Here is a 15,020-nt window from a genome sequence, read left to right as displayed (position 1 = left end):
ATTACACAAACACAGTGCCAACCTATTATTGGCACTGTGTTTTCTCCCCTCGTTTGGCTAAAGCTTTAAATGCAGCTTGTTGATGTGCTTTTTGCACATAGCGAGCAGGCAAAGCGTTAACTTCTAATTGATAACCACTTTGCTCAGATTGTACTTTTGATACTGGCGAAACCCATACAACATTAAGCTCTGGGGCAATTCGCTTAATTACCCGCGCTATGCCTTCACCATTTCTCACATGAAAGTCACCGGCTAAATGTATAACCTGTGTGCCCTTATTTTCACTAATATGGTTAACGATAGACTCAGCCATGGTTTCATCCCAGGTAACTTGCGCGGCGTAAAGTTTTTCGTTTTTACTCGCCGTTCCATGATGCATGGATTGCATAAAGCGTTCTTTATAAAGGCTTGGAGAAATATCTATCTCTTTTGCAATAAAACTACGCTGTTGTGCGTCAAGCTTATTAATATAATTAATACCTTGGCGACCAATACAGGTAACAATATGCTTAGGCGCATTTGCAGCTATTACATCGCTATTTTGCATCTTCGCCAATTCCACTAACGCACGATAATCGCTCTTATAATTAGCCCAAGCCTTAGTGTTATCAATTAAGTATTGTTCGCCAATTTTACTCTCAAGGTAAAGGCTTAGTGTTTGCTGATCAGCGCGGCTAAATTGCTCAAGCGATAAGGCAATAGGCTTATTTTGCGTGCTTAATTGCTGAAACAGCTCAGCCTGAAATAAGTGCACACCGGGGTGTGTATGCCATTCACCGACTAAAACAACATCGGCATTCAAAAGCGTAGATTCTGACAATATTGAATTAACTCGCTGGCCCTTTGCATTATAAAGCCCGTAATTATACAAGGATGAATTTTGAGATACTGATACTGTGTTTGTACTGCAGCCTGATAATCCACTAAGTAAAACAAGTGCTAAAAATGGGTTTTTCATATCGGTTTTTATAAAAATAAGAATCAAAACAATGAAGTTAGTATACACAACAAACTGCACCAAACCTACAAATGCAAATAAAAACAATTATCATTTGATGTTTTGGGGTTTCTGTTTTACAGTCTTAAAAAATAAACAGATATGGAACGTACCATGGCATTACCTTTTTTATGTGCTCGACACAAACAACATGTTTTATGTCAACCAGAACAAGCAATTATAGATATTCAAAATGCGCAGCTAAGTGGCGAAGCGCTGTTTAAACGATACCAATTTGCACAAGCATTGCCGTACTTGGGGTGTGCACTTGAAAGTGCGTCCTTGTTAGCTCAAATGTATAATTGTGCAAACAAACAGCAAGTAGTACAAATTACCTCACTTACAGAGCGCCTTTATTCCACACTTCACTTTTTAGGCGAACAAAGTGCTGCGCACAATGCACTCATACAATCTATTAATCTGCTAAACGAGATATTGTATAGTGACGATGAATATCATGATTTAGCGCTTTCATGTATTACACAGCTAAAAAAATTAGCACTGCAACATCCTCCACACCTTACTAAGCACTAATTTTTATGGCAATAAGCAACGCGCTAAACAAAATTGGGTTAACTTTTTATATTAATAATGGCTAACATATCGTCTTCATCTAGGCCAACTTCTTCAAACCCAAAACTAGAATAAAAATCCTTAGCAACAGGGTTTTGCGGGTTATAACAAATCTCGATTTGTTCAAGCTTAGAAGTCGTTTTAATCTCTGCAATTGCCATGAATAATGCTTGGCGGCCAATACCTTTATTTTGATGATGTTCATCTACCATAAAACGCCAAATAGAAACTTTTGTAGGGGTTTCTTGCACCCACATAAAAAAGCCTACAGGCTTATTATTTTTGCTAAATAACCTGAACTCTGGTTAAGGGATTTACTAACGTATTGAGTCAAAATTGATATTTATGCTTATTCTCTCTAGCCAGAGATTTTCAGTGAAAATAAGGCGAAATTACGCGTCAATAGCTAGCCTATTGCAAGTAAATTCAACGAAGTTAGCGCTGAAAATAGCTGCTTGAGATAGATTTATTATCCAGAGTTCAGGTTAATTCGCTTTACAGGTATGCCCAACATTATAATGAGACTCAACTAACGACCACATATTACTCGCTACGTAATCTTGTTGCGCTTTGGTAACGTCTAAATCGCATACCTCTTCGTAATTAGCAGAGGTGACATCTTCCAATGAAATGTTCATTATTGTCCTTAATTTAAAACATGGAGTTATAAGTAGTTTTGTTTTATCACGTTATCAGCACTAATTCACCTAGGCAATGTATTCTTTTTAGGCACAAAAAGCCGCAGTAATAAATACTGCGGCCTTTGTTTTTACTAAATACTTTAAGCTATGTGCTTTTAGTATGCGCCTGCGCTGTAAATAAGCTCGTAGCTGTGGCTGTAAATCTCAAGGATGTTACCAAACGGGTCTTCCATGTAGATCATGCGGTACGGCTTTTCGCCAGGGTAGTAGTAACGTGGCTCTGGCATACGTTTTTTACCACCTGCAGCAACAATACGATCCGCTAAGCCTTCTACATCTGGGTCTTGTACACAGAAATGGAAGATACCGGTTTTCCAGTATTCAAAGTTGTCTTTAGGGTTTTCTTGGTCTTTAAATTCAAAAATTTCTACACCAATTCGGTCGCCTGTTGAAAGATGCGCTATTTTGAATTTTTCCCAATTTGGACCAAATACATCGGTACACATTTCGCCAATTGGGCTGTTGTCTTCAGTGATCACAGTAGGCTCCATTATGGTGTACCAGCCCATCACCTTAGTGTAAAACTCTACGGCTTTTTCAACATCGGGAACTGAAATACCAATGTGCGAAAAACTACGTGGATATGTATGACTCATAATAAATACTCCTACTTAACTATGTTTAGTTGATGGAATTAGTTTACGAACTGACCAACATTAAGTAAAATTATCATTAATCATCATTTTAAGTATATTTTGTAATGATAAATCCGACATGGTTAAACACGTTTTGTACTTTAGTTGAGGTAAACCATTTTACCCAAACCGCCGAGCGCCTTTATATGACCCAGTCAGGCGTAAGCCAACATATAAAAAAGTTAGAGCAGCAAGTAGATTGCGCCTTGCTTGAGCGCCACGGTAAACAATTTACCCTTACCGTTCAGGGTCAAAATTTATATCAGCAGGGTAGTCAGTTACTCAAAGAATGGCAGTTTTTAGAGCAGCAATTAAAAGATGATTCACCTTACAGCGGTTTAGTAAAAATACAGTCGCCAGGCAGTTGCGGGCTAAAGTTTTACAATCAACTATTAGCACTGCAAGTAGAGCACAAGAAGCTAATTATAGATTACCGCTTTGCTCCAAATACCAATGTTGAACAAGCGGTGGCCAATCATAGTGCCGATATTGGCTTTTTAACTCAAGCGCCTACCCTTAGTGAAGTTACCAGCCACAAAATTGGTAAAGAATCCCTATTATTAGTAACGCCCGCACATATAGAAAACCCAACGTGGGAGGTTTTATGTGAGCTTGGCTTTATTGGCCACCCCGATGCAAAACATCATGCGCAGCTTTTACTTAGCGAAAACTACAGTGAATTTGAACATGTTGATCAAATTAAGCAAACGGGGTTTTCTAACCAAATAAGTTTAATACTGGAGCCGGTAAGTTTAGGGCTGGGTTTTACGGTTTTACCCGCACACGCAGTAAGTGCTTTTAATAAACCTGCGCTTATTAAAACGCATCATTTAACCAAACCAATTAGCGAAAATATTTATGTGTGCCATCACCGAAATAGGCCGTTAGCAAAGCGTATGCATTGCGTTATTGACGCAATAAAATCAGGCTAGGGCACCCAAATCAGCGCCCGTAAAGCCCCTTTACAGCTTAAGCTGTACGTTTGGTTTTTTGCGTAATGTCTGTGAGGCTCTGTTTGCTTTTAAAATAAACCTTGTGCACAGCAAAAGTAAGTAAAGTCATCAGTACCATCATACAAAGTGTCGGCCAAAGGCTGAGAGTATGATAACCAAGCGCCCCCATAAACCAGCAAATAAGTACCCATTGAATAACATAAAGCGCGGTTACATGTTTACTGGCATATAAAAGAGCACGTGTAATAGGGCCATTATATTTATCAGCAAAAATAAACTGTATAGCCGCTAGTGCACATAAATTTAAGCCAATTAAATAGCTAATACCGCCGCCATTTAAATGGAAAAAGTTGCCAAACTGTCCTTTAAAATCAATGGCTAACCATATGCCGCCAATAACAAGTAAAGCAGCACCGAGTTGTGCACATACTTTATATAAGTAATCGGCATTTTGTCGATTACTAAGGTATAAACGACCAAGTACATACCCCGTTAATATCGCACTTATCCAGGGAAAAACCGGAAAATACACCTGATAGTTATTAGCGAAAAACAAATCACTAATATAAGGTGAAAGCGTAAATTGCTGCCCCCTTACAAACTGGCTCAAAACTGCAATTGCAATGGCTAAAACCGCAATCCATGTTGTTTTCCAACGGGCAATATTAAGTACACCAAACAGCAATAAGCTAACTCCAGCCAGTTGTAAAATATCACCTGTTAACACCATAAATTGTAACTGCCCAGTACTGAGCGGACTTTGCCAGCCATACGCATTTATAAACGCCTCAGGCATAGTATTAAATACTTCAATAGGCAGCCAGGACTTGGCCGCATTCATTAAATAAGCAAGCAGTAAAAGCTGTATGCCACGCTTAATTAATAGCAAGGGTGTTTGCCTGCGCGAAAGCGCCATAAATAGCCCCATTGCCACCAAAAACGAGGCGGTGCCTTTGCCAAGTATATGTACAACCGTACCAAATGCGCTTTCACTTTGAAGCGTTGTGGAGGCATACATCCATAAGGTATGCACAATAATCATAATGAAAACGCTCGCACCACGCACAAGATCAATCGTTTTAAGACGTTGGTTCATTGGTATTAATGTCTTTTTTAGGGCAGGTTTGGCATTTGCTATAACAGGCTAAATAATAGCGGCAACAGGCTAAACGCTGGTTTTTTTCAGTAAATGGCGCATCAAGATTTAAGTGTTCACAAATAACGGTGTGCAGCTGACGATGGCAATTGTTGATATGTAAAGTAGTAGCAAGGGCTAAACTATGAGCTCGATCAATGGCGCTACTTAATGAATCGAGTAATAACCGTGCTTGTTCTTTTTTATCCAGCGCGTAGTCGGTATTTATCCATTCACCAACTTGGCTTATAAAATGAGTAAACGCTTTGGTTTGCTCAGTTTTACTTACTAACACGTCGTTATTCAGGTTAAACCCACGACAAGAAGCGTAAATAACCTGAGCTGCACATAAGAAATGGAACTAAATGCCCTTGCGGTGATCAGATCTTTCGACCAAGAAACATAAGATTACCGAGGCAAGGGCATGAATAACTTAGATGCAATTTACCTAGGTGTCGATGATTTTTGTTTATTGTTTGAACCTCAATGGCTTAAACACCTAATAGAATCAGGTGAAAAGCAAAGCATTAAGCCATCTCGACTATCCTCTAGCGAAGTGATGACTATATTAATTGCTTTTCATCAATCAGGTTATCGCGATTTTAAAACTTACTACACCAAATTTGTTTGTCAGTATTGGCGACATTATTTTCCTGATTTAGTCAGTTATACACGTATGTTGAAGTTACTTCAGGCCACGTTACCTGCTCTGTGTAGCTATCTGAAGCAGCGCTTTGATAAACCAACAGGCATTGCATTTATCGATTCCACTTCTCTCAAGGTGTGTCACAACATGCGTATTCCTCGCCATCACGTTTTTGCAGGAGAAGCCAAACGAGGCAAAGGAACAATGGGCTGGTTTTATGGCTTTAAACTTCATCTCATCATGAATGATGAAGGGGGGTTTATTAGCTGTAAAAGTGACAGCTGGTTAGATATGGTCGATAAGGTTACAGGTAGTTTATACGCTGATAAAGGTTATGTATCTGCAAACTTAAAAGCGGAACTTGCTGAGCAAGGTATTGATTTTATTACAGGTCAAAGAAGTAATATGAAACGTCAGCCAATATCATCTTGGGATAGAGCGATGTTATCAACGCGTTTCATCATTGAAACAGTGTTCGACCAGCTGAAAAATATGGCTCAAATAGACCACACAAGGCACCGCAGCGGCATCTCATTTATGGTTAATTTAATGGCTGGATTAATTGCCTATACTTTTCAGACTAAAAAGCCGAGTATAAAAGTGACTCGGCTTTAATTCTTATGCAGTTCTGAGGTTAATTACGCTAGGTTTGCTGCACTCACCCAACCAATATTCAACGAACTTAAACCTTTTCCCTTTCACCTTTGACCTTGCACTTTAACTGTAAACCCCCATGACATTTTGATTAAAAAAGCCACACATCAACATGTGTTAAGGCGTGGCTTTTTACAGCTGCTTTAACTAAGAATTAAGCGACATTCGCTGCTAACAGTTCGTTACGTACTAGCTCTGCGCCTTTGCTTAGGGCGTTAAGTTTACCGTTTGCGATGTCGCGGGGTAGGGGTGCCATACCGCAGTTGGTGCAGGGGTAGAGTTTGTCGGCATCAACGTATTTAAGCGCTTCGCGTAGGGTTTTGGCCACCTCTTCGGGTGTTTCTATAGTATTGGTGGCTACATCGATTGCGCCCACCATTATTTTTTTACCGCGCACCAGTTCGAGTAGCTCTATGGGTACATGTGAGTTTTGACATTCGAGCGAAATAATATCAATATTCGATTTTTGCAGCTTAGGGAATACTTCTTCGTATTGTCGCCACTCGGTGCCAAGGGTTTTCTTCCAATCGGTGTTGGCTTTAATGCCGTAGCCGTAGCAAATATGCACGGCGGTTTCGCATTTTAACCCTTCTATGGCTCGCTCTAGGCAGGCTATGCCCCAGTCGTTTACTTCGTCAAAAAACACGTTAAAAGCGGGTTCATCAAATTGAATTATATCAACCCCTGCGGCTTCTAGCTCTTTGGCTTCTTGGTTAAGTATTTTAGCAAATTCCCATGCCAGTTTTTCACGGCTTTTATAGTGATCGTCATACAGGGTGTCGATCATAGTCATGGGCCCTGGCAGTGCCCATTTAATTGGTTGGCTGGTTTGCTGGCGTAAAAACTTGGCGTCTTCAACAAATACCGATTTAGTGCGAGACACAGGGCCAACCACTGTGGGTACGCTGGCGTCGTAACGGTCGCGAATTTTAACTGTTTGACGGTTTTCAAAATCAACGCCATTTAAATGTTCAATAAAGGTGGTTACAAAGTGTTGACGGGTTTGTTCGCCGTCGCTGACTATATCTACACCTGCGGTTTGTTGCTCGTGTAGGGAAATACGCAAGGCGTCGTGTTTGCCATCAACCAGCTCATTGCCTTGTAATTTCCATGGCGACCATAAGGTTTCGGGTTCGGCAAGCCATGACGGTTTTGGCAAGCTGCCAGCTGATGAAGTAGGTAATAGTTTTTTCATAATAAATGCTGCCTTTAATTTTGTTGTGTGATTAAGCGATACTTGCTGAGAACTGCTGCAGCACTGACTGATAAGGCTTAATAAAATGCTGCTCGGTAAATTTGCCTTGCTCAACCGCTAATTGACCTCGCTCTGCGCGGTCATACACAATTTGCGTTAACGAATGATCGTCATTTTTTAAATTTGGTTTATAACGGCTGCCTGCAGCGGCATTAGCGTTATAAATTTCTGGACGATAAATTTTTTGAAACGTTTCCATGGTGCTAATAGTGCTAATTAGCTCAAGGTTGCTGTAGTCGTTAAGTAGGTCACCAAAAAAGTAAAAGGCTAACGGTGCAGCGCTGTTTGGTGGCATAAAGTAGCGCACTTGTAAGCCCATTTTTTTAAAATATTGCTCTGTTAACGACGACTCATTAGGCTGATACTCTACGCCTAAAATGGGGTGTAGATTTTCGGTTTGCTGATAGGTTTTGTTATCAGACACGCTTAAGCAAATAACTGGTGGCTTTTTAAAATGCTGTTTATAGGTATCTGAGTTTACAAAGCATTTAAACAACTTGCCGTGTAAGTCACCAAAGTTATCGGGAATACTAAATTGCGGTTTGCTTTTGTTATGCTCAAGCAATAACACACTAAAATCGTAGTCGCGCACATACGATGAAAAGTTATTACCCACTATGCCTTCTATTCGCTCGTTAGTTTGGTGGTCAATAATATTGGTTTTTAATACCTCAATTGACGGAAATGCTTGGCCACTGCCTGCAATGTTTAAATCAACCGAAATGATCTTGATCTCAACCGCGTAACGATCCCCTTCTGGGTTATCCCAACTTGCCAGTGCATTAAAACGATTGTTGATCATTTTTAGAGTATTACGCAGGTTTTGTTGGCGGCTTTCACCCCTTGCTAAATTAGCGAAATTGGTCGTAATACGTGTGTTATTTGATGGATGATAGTTTTCATCCAAGTTAGTGCTTTTAATCGTAAATGTAAGATCAGTGCTCATAGCCGTATCCTTTCAATCTGAGTTGTTACTGCTTTTATCAATGACACATTACTTGCTGTTAAAACCAAACTAACGGGATAACTGTAATGGTGCTTTGCAGAGTTAATAAATTTATACGCGGTATGTAGCATGAAGAAAAACGGTATTATTTCAGGTAAAACATGAGCCAGATTCACTCTCTTACTAAGTTGCATGAATAAATTAGGCTAGTAGACGCCCCCTCTGCGACAAAACCCGCTTTAGAAGTCTAGATTTCTAGATGTTTTTACGGGTGTTGTGATTTATTCATACAAAACGTGAGTATTATTCAATGCTTATAGGCACTTAAAGTGGCATTTGCATAAACGGTTGTTGATATACTCGAATAAACCTTGGTGAGCTTAGCTGTTTTATTAAACGTTTTTTACACGCAACTCACCGCCACAGAGCATAACAACCCCTAACATAAGAAGAGACAAAAGGAATGAGTGATTTAATAGTGTTAATTATTTACTGCGCCATACTTGGCAGTGGTGTTGGTTTTTTAGCAGGCTTATTAGGAATAGGGGGCGGGCTGGTTATTGTACCCATACTCAGCATGATATTACTGCACTTTAATGCTTTGCCACCTGAACAAGTGGTGGTGGTTGCCATTGCGACCTCGCTGACCTCTATTTTATTTACTTCGACCTCGTCGGCTATTGCGCATCATAAAAATGGCAATGTACCCTGGGATATTGCACCTTGGGTTATGGCAGGCGTTGCCTTTGGCGCGCTTATTAGTGGCTTTATGGCTGCGCTGTTACCTGAGCATGTAGTGCGTTTGGTGTTTGCTGTAAGCGTAGTGCTAATTGCACTTAAAATGATTTTTTCAGGTAAGAGTGATTCCGCAATAGCGCGCCCGTTACCAAACAAAGGGCTACTGAGTGTTTATACGACCATAACCGGTGGCTTGTCTGCCATGATTGGCATTGGCGGCGGGGCAGTATTAGTGCCGCTACTAACGTTTTTTTCTGTTGATATGAAAAAAGCCATTGGCTGCGCCTCGGCCTCAGGCATTGTGATAGCGCTGTTTGGTTCAATGGGTTATATCAGCTCAGGCAGCCAGTTATTTAGCCTAAAACAAGGATTTGCAGGCTTTGTGTATTTGCCCGCTTTATTGGGTATTGTATGCACCTCATGGTTTACTGCGCCACTCGGTGCTAAAGCCACGCATTACTTACCGGTTTCAACCATTAAAAAAATATTTGCCGGCTTATTAATAATAATGGCAATCAATATGTTTACTCGATAAGAGCATTTATATGAGCCTTAAAAAGACGCGGTATAAAGCCGCTGCTACCTAGAATATTAGCGACTAGTAGCAGCGGGTTCACCCCGCGTCGGTGTTGAGCGTTAGAGTCCGAACCCTTTAACCTTTAACATCTTAAGGTGATTAACTAAAATCTACGTCATTTGCGCGTGCTTTATAAATTCGTCATAAATACTGTCTTTAATGAGCCTGTCGGGCGTAAAGGCATAATAATGCTGATAAACATTATCAATTGTACCTATGTAATTTACGCCGTAATGGCGCTCTACTTCGGCTCTTACCAAAATAGGCGCAGGGAATATCCCAAACCCTTGCTCACCGAGTGACTTCATTAATGCGCTGTCGTCAACATGGCCAGCTATTGTCATTTCAATGTCTTGCTCTTGCAGCCAATAATAAATAGCCCGCGCGACAGGGCTTTCTTTTGCGGGGAGCACTAAGGGCTTGTTATTTAAAGACTGCGGAAACTGCTTATGTAACTGCGAATGCCATGTTTCGTTACCAAAAAGAGCGATTTGGCTTTTACCTATTTCATGGCAAAACGCCTTAAATGGCAAAGTAGTATCGAGTGGTTTATCAGCTAACACTAAATCGAGCTTATGAATCGCCATTTGTGCAAGCAGTTCATCTTGTTGGCCGTCAATACAGTGCAAGTTGGTAATACGGTCGTTATTAATTAAAGGCGCTAGCCACTTCGACACCAGTGATTTAGGCAACACGTCTGAAATACCCACCTTTAGTGTTCGTGAGTATTGCGTGGTATCACCTTGCGTAGTTTCTAGCCATTCGTGAGCAATAGCAAACATATCATTGGTGTATTGCTGAGTTACATGGCCAAATTCAGTTAACTGTAGGCCTCGCCCTTGGCGAACAAACAGTGGTTTTCCTAATCGTTGCTCTAAGTTAGTAATTTGTGAGCTGACCGTTTGCGGCGTTAAATTAAGTATTTTACTCGCCGCTGCAATACTTCCATGCTTACTTACCTGCCAAAAATAATATAAGTGATTGTAGTTAATGTTGGTAATCATTCGAAAATACCTGTTTTAAAGTAAGAAATAATCAGCTTTTTCCTTTGCCACTAAGTTAGTAGATTACAGTCATGCCTGCAACATAGTTACTATTAAAAGGTGTAATTGCATGAAGCTAAAACTTACAGTTAAAAACAAGATAATTAACGCAAGTGAAAAGATGTCGCTTTTGAAGTTGATAAAAAGCCAATTGGCAAAACATGCTTTAAATATTCGTAAAGTTGAGATTCAAATAAATGATCTTTCGAGTGAGCGCCACGGCACTTTGCAGCAATGCAAAATTAATATTCTTTTGCCTGGGCTACCCAGTATTAATGTAAATACAAAAGGAAGAAGTATGCTGCAAGCGATAAAGCGGGCACTAAAAAGTTTGCAGCAAATTCTCGTTAATAAGTATCAACCTTCGCAACCAAGCTCTTAGTTTTTATTAATATCGCACTTGCAGTAGCATGGATGCTACTCTTTTTATTTCTATTCTCGTACCAAGCTGTGTTTAACATTAAACGATTCACTTATTACCTATTGAGCAGTATTTCCTTGTTGGGTTTTGTTGGACTATACCAAACTTACCGTAACTAAAATTTTTGACCTTGTTCCTTTAACCTTTGACCTCAGCTGTAAACCCCTCACACCATTTTGATTAAAAAATCCGCACCCTATTAATTAGTGTGCGGCTTTAGTATTTTATTTTTTAAAGCGATTACTTGTTTAGTAAGTGCTTTTCAAAAAAGTCAGCCATCATAGTATGGTAATGCAAGGTGGTGCCTTTGCCTTCGCGTAAGCTGTGTGAGCGGTTAGGGTATGAGAAAAACTCAAACTGCTTGTTATGCTTTACAAGCTCATCAATTAAGCGTTCTGAGCCTTGGTAGTGCACGTTATCATCGCCCGTACCGTGAATAAGCAGTAGCTTACCAGTTAGGTTTTTAGCAAAGGTGATCGGCGAGGTGTTATCGTAACTCTCAGGATCGGTGTTTGGGTTACCCGCATAACGTTCTTGATAAATGGTGTCGTATAAACGAATGTCTGGCACCGGTGCTGAGGCAATGCCCACTTTAAATTTATCACCGTGGCGGAACAGTAAGTTAAGGGTTGAACTACCGCCCCCTGAATGCCCCCACACACCAACACGGTCTGTGTCTATTACATCCCAACGTTTAGCCATAGCATCTAGGGCGTCTACTTGGTCTTGCACGGTAATTGAGCCAATTTTTTTATAAATTGATTTACGCCAATCGCGGCCTTTTGGTGCACGTGTACCACGGTTATCAATCGATGCCACAATAAAGCCTTTTTGCGTTAACAGTGATTTATATAAGTAACTGTTGCCTTCCCAGCGGTCTTGCACGGTAGAGCCCCATGGTTCGCCGTATACGTAAAACACAATTGGATATTTTTTACTTTTATCCATGTTCTCTGGGAACATAATATAGCCGTCAAGCTCGGTGCCATCTTGCGCTTTTACTTTAAAGAACTCATGCTTTGGTAAGCTTTGCTCAGCAAGCTTTTGTTTAAGCTTTGTATTCTCAACTAAGGTTTTTACATTACTATGATCGCTCACTTTAATGATCTCTTTAGTCGGTGGCGTACCAAATTTTGAGTAAGTATGCATTGCCCATGAGGCATCTTTTGACATGTAGTAGCTGTTTGAACCTTCATACTCAGCAGGTGTTACCCGTACCGGTTTGCTGCTGCCATCAAGCGGTGTGCTGTATAAATAACGCTGACCAGGATCATTTGGCGAGGCAATAAAATACATCACGTTTTTATCTTCATTGATGGTAAGCATATCAATAATGTCGTAATCGCCTGGGGTTAGGTCGATAATAGTTTTGCCATCGCGCGATACACGGTAAAGATGACGCCAACCGTCGCGTTCGCTATGCCAAATAAAAAACTCGCCGTCTTTTGACCAGTTGGCTTTATAAAACCATTCTATAAACGCATCGTCTTTGTCTTCTAAAATTTTAGTCAGTTGCTGCTTTTGCCAATCAAACAACCACACTTTGTTATGGCTTTGTGGGCGGTTTAAGTCTTGAATCATTAATTCATTACCAGTGCCTGCCCAACTAATACGCGGAATATAACGGTCGCGGTTATCGCCTTCAAGCTCAGCCCAACGGGTTTGTTTGTCGGCAATACTCACAACACCAACACGAACAGCAGAGTTGGTTTCACCCGCTTTAGGGTAAGGGAATTCTTTAAGGGTAGGGTAGAGCTCATCGGTGTTGTTGATCATAGTGAAAAATTTAACGTCACTAGTATCAAGCTGCCAATAGGCGATTGATTTGTTGTCGGGGCTCCAACGAAAACCATCGGCAATAGTAAACTCTTCTTCGTATACCCAATCAAAATTACCGTTAACAATGGTGGCGTTACCATCGGTTGTGAGCGCGGTTACATCGTTACTACCAACCGCTTGCACATAAATATTGTTATCGCGCACGTAAGCCACTTTTGAGCTATCTGGCGAGAACTTAGCAAACATTAACTTAGTTGGCTCAACGTCTTTACCACCTAATTGCTGTAATTGGTTTGTCTCAAGGTTAAGTAACCAAAAGTCGCCTCTGCTACGCGAACGCCAAACTTGCTCGCTGTTGGTAAATACCATCAGCCATTTACCGTCTTTTGACCACTGATAGCTTTCGATTGCAAATGGCTCGTCTGCGCCCTCTGGCAGTAGCTTTTCAAACTCAACCAGTACTTTACGGCCTGTCCCGTCAGCATTGTAAAATACAATGTCGTTGCCTTTTACGCCGTGCTCTTTGTCGTCATCGGTGTTGTTATCGTCTGCTTTTTCTTTTTCGCTTTCGCGCTCTTCAAGCACAGTGTAGCCGGTACCATCGTCTAGCCACTTAAAGTAAGTGCTTCGCTGGGTTTTAAATTCTTTATCTTTATAAATTTGCGCTAGGCTTAATGGATTATTCACGGTACTCATCGCTGCATTATTGTTGGTTGTTATGCTGGTACTTGAACATGCTTGCAAGCCTAAGCCCGCAACAATGGCCAGTGCCAAGCCCGATGTTTTGATCAGATTCATTGTTATTGTTCCTTTGGTCTGCTGACCTTTATAGATTAAGGCGCTTATTACATTTACTGTAACAAAATAACCTACACAATATCAGCATGCTTAACGCACAAAGCCATGGTTTAAACCCAAACTTTTATAATTAATTACCATGCTGGATTTTTAAATTCTTCACTGAGCGTGTCGATTAGCGCTCTTACTGTTGTCGATATATGCTGACGAGAAGGGTAAAGCACATAAATTTTCATTGGGTTTAATGTCCATGGCGCTAATACACGCTGCAAGCGACCATCCAGTAAATATTGATTTGCTAAATACGTAGGCTGCACTGAAATACCACCACCGGCTATGGCTGCATGAAGTAATGTGGTGGCCTCGTTTGCACTTAAATTACATTTAACATCAACCGATTGAAATTCATCCCCGTTGTGTAAATGCCAAATATATCGGTCAAAGTTTTTATAGCCTAAACACTGATGAGTGCTTAACTGTTGTGGTGTCGTTATTGGCGGATAATCTGTAAGGTAATCAGCTGAGGCCACCCACTGATATAGATTCACACTCGGCAATAGGTTTACCTATTAACGAAGGATCAGGATTGGCTGCAATACGTATAGCCAAATCAACACGTTGCTCTATTAGATCTGTGGTTGAGTCTTCAAGATCTATGTCTATTTGCACGTTAGGGTGACGTTTCATAAAGCGTGTAAATATAGGGGCTAATTGTGCAAAACCTAACGACATACTGGTCACTACTCGTATTTTACCTGACAACTGTTGCTGGCTTTTAGTTTGTTCAACTAAACGGTTAGCCTGTGCTAACCATTGCTCTATTTCGGGTAAACAGGCCTCGCCAGCGGTGGTAAGTGTAATTTTGCGGGTAGTTCGGTGTAGCAAACGAGTATTGAGCCATGCCTCTGCCGACTCAATACGACGAGTAACCATAGGGCGTGACATTTCAAGCCGTTCGGCAGTGGCAGTAAAACTGCCTGAGTAGGCAACATCAACAAAAACCTGCGCTGCGGTGAGTTTATCCATAGTATTTACACGACTCATGAAACAATGATGCTAATTATTGGTTGTTTTTCTGAACATATCAAACCTTTATTATGCTCGCATTAGCAACCAATGATGAGAATACCATGAACCTACGCATGCTTTAATCAGCAATATCGCCATTG

Annotated in this window: 14 protein-coding genes and 2 pseudogenes; 5 read left to right on the top strand and 11 right to left on the bottom strand. The window is 40.7% G+C overall.

What is annotated here, in order from left to right; all coding sequences use genetic code 11:
- Window positions 1–25 precede the first annotated feature (25 nt).
- Entirely contained in the window at window positions 26–958 is a 933-nt protein-coding gene (locus tag LOC50_RS15160; RefSeq protein WP_250654112.1) for a ChaN family lipoprotein, read from the bottom strand.
- Window positions 959–1,111: 153 nt separating this feature from the next.
- Here LOC50_RS15160 and LOC50_RS15155 point away from each other — a divergent pair, with 153 nt between their 5' ends.
- Window positions 1,112–1,531 (top strand): hypothetical protein, encoded by a 420-nt coding sequence (locus LOC50_RS15155; protein WP_214551874.1) that lies wholly within the window; start codon window positions 1,112–1,114, stop codon window positions 1,529–1,531.
- 38 nt (window positions 1,532–1,569) lie between these two features.
- Here LOC50_RS15155 and LOC50_RS15150 read toward each other — a convergent pair.
- From LOC50_RS15150 to LOC50_RS15140, 3 genes and pseudogenes are all read right to left on the bottom strand, one after another.
- Window positions 1,570–1,851: pseudogene (locus tag LOC50_RS15150) on the bottom strand (GNAT family N-acetyltransferase); the annotation flags it as partial.
- Between the two features lie 204 nt (window positions 1,852–2,055).
- Window positions 2,056–2,208 carry a hypothetical protein gene (locus LOC50_RS15145; protein ID WP_502934587.1) on the bottom strand — a complete coding sequence of 51 codons (153 nt, stop codon included), beginning with the start codon at window positions 2,206–2,208 and terminating at the stop codon, window positions 2,056–2,058.
- Window positions 2,209–2,366: 158 nt separating this feature from the next.
- Window positions 2,367–2,867, bottom strand: coding sequence for a lactoylglutathione lyase family protein (locus LOC50_RS15140; RefSeq protein ID WP_008130525.1), 501 nt, complete (start codon window positions 2,865–2,867; stop codon window positions 2,367–2,369).
- 104 nt (window positions 2,868–2,971) lie between these two features.
- Between LOC50_RS15140 and LOC50_RS15135 the strand changes: the two genes are divergently transcribed.
- The gene (locus LOC50_RS15135; protein ID WP_250654111.1) at window positions 2,972–3,838 is read left to right on the top strand and encodes a LysR family transcriptional regulator; all 867 of its coding nucleotides are present in this window, start codon (window positions 2,972–2,974) and stop codon (window positions 3,836–3,838) included.
- Between the two features lie 37 nt (window positions 3,839–3,875).
- On the opposite strand, the gene LOC50_RS15130 is transcribed toward LOC50_RS15135, so the two are convergent.
- Window positions 3,876–4,955, bottom strand: a complete 1,080-nt coding sequence (locus LOC50_RS15130; protein ID WP_250654110.1) for a heparan-alpha-glucosaminide N-acetyltransferase domain-containing protein — start codon at window positions 4,953–4,955, stop codon at window positions 3,876–3,878.
- Window positions 4,939–5,289: a hypothetical protein gene (locus tag LOC50_RS15125; RefSeq protein WP_250654109.1), complete on the bottom strand. Its 351-nt coding sequence runs from the start codon at window positions 5,287–5,289 to the stop codon at window positions 4,939–4,941. The genes LOC50_RS15130 and LOC50_RS15125 overlap by 17 nt, the downstream gene beginning before the upstream one ends.
- A 129-nt stretch (window positions 5,290–5,418) precedes the next feature.
- Between LOC50_RS15125 and LOC50_RS15120 the strand changes: the two genes are divergently transcribed.
- Window positions 5,419–6,255 (top strand): IS982 family transposase, encoded by an 837-nt coding sequence (locus tag LOC50_RS15120; protein WP_250654108.1) that lies wholly within the window; start codon window positions 5,419–5,421, stop codon window positions 6,253–6,255.
- 193 nt (window positions 6,256–6,448) lie between these two features.
- On the opposite strand, the gene LOC50_RS15115 is transcribed toward LOC50_RS15120, so the two are convergent.
- Together LOC50_RS15115 and LOC50_RS15110 are read right to left on the bottom strand one after the other, a co-directional pair.
- Window positions 6,449–7,489, bottom strand: a complete 1,041-nt coding sequence (locus LOC50_RS15115; protein WP_250654107.1) for a methionine synthase — start codon at window positions 7,487–7,489, stop codon at window positions 6,449–6,451.
- A gap of 31 nt (window positions 7,490–7,520) precedes the next feature.
- Entirely contained in the window at window positions 7,521–8,495 is a 975-nt protein-coding gene (locus LOC50_RS15110) for a DUF1852 domain-containing protein (protein ID WP_250654106.1), read from the bottom strand.
- Window positions 8,496–8,958: 463 nt separating this feature from the next.
- Between LOC50_RS15110 and LOC50_RS15105 the strand changes: the two genes are divergently transcribed.
- Window positions 8,959–9,768 carry a sulfite exporter TauE/SafE family protein gene (locus tag LOC50_RS15105; RefSeq protein WP_250654105.1) on the top strand — a complete coding sequence of 270 codons (810 nt, stop codon included), beginning with the start codon at window positions 8,959–8,961 and terminating at the stop codon, window positions 9,766–9,768.
- A gap of 152 nt (window positions 9,769–9,920) precedes the next feature.
- Here the strand turns inward: LOC50_RS15105 and nhaR are convergent, their stop codons facing one another.
- Complete coding sequence (nhaR, locus tag LOC50_RS15100; protein WP_138627309.1) at window positions 9,921–10,814, bottom strand: transcriptional activator NhaR; 894 nt, start codon at window positions 10,812–10,814, stop codon at window positions 9,921–9,923.
- Between the two features lie 109 nt (window positions 10,815–10,923).
- Here nhaR and LOC50_RS15095 point away from each other — a divergent pair, with 109 nt between their 5' ends.
- Entirely contained in the window at window positions 10,924–11,235 is a 312-nt protein-coding gene (locus tag LOC50_RS15095; RefSeq protein WP_036983562.1) for a hypothetical protein, read from the top strand.
- Window positions 11,236–11,514: 279 nt separating this feature from the next.
- Here the strand turns inward: LOC50_RS15095 and LOC50_RS15090 are convergent, their stop codons facing one another.
- Window positions 11,515–13,851 carry a S9 family peptidase gene (locus tag LOC50_RS15090; RefSeq protein ID WP_250654104.1) on the bottom strand — a complete coding sequence of 779 codons (2,337 nt, stop codon included), beginning with the start codon at window positions 13,849–13,851 and terminating at the stop codon, window positions 11,515–11,517.
- A gap of 134 nt (window positions 13,852–13,985) precedes the next feature.
- Window positions 13,986–14,877: pseudogene (locus tag LOC50_RS17530) on the bottom strand (LysR family transcriptional regulator).
- Between the last annotated feature and the right edge of the window lie 143 nt (window positions 14,878–15,020).

Source organism: Pseudoalteromonas sp. SCSIO 43095 (assembly GCF_023650455.1).
In the GTDB taxonomy this organism is placed as follows: domain Bacteria; phylum Pseudomonadota; class Gammaproteobacteria; order Enterobacterales; family Alteromonadaceae; genus Pseudoalteromonas; species Pseudoalteromonas tetraodonis.
This window is presented reverse-complemented; position numbering and strand designations above follow the sequence as displayed.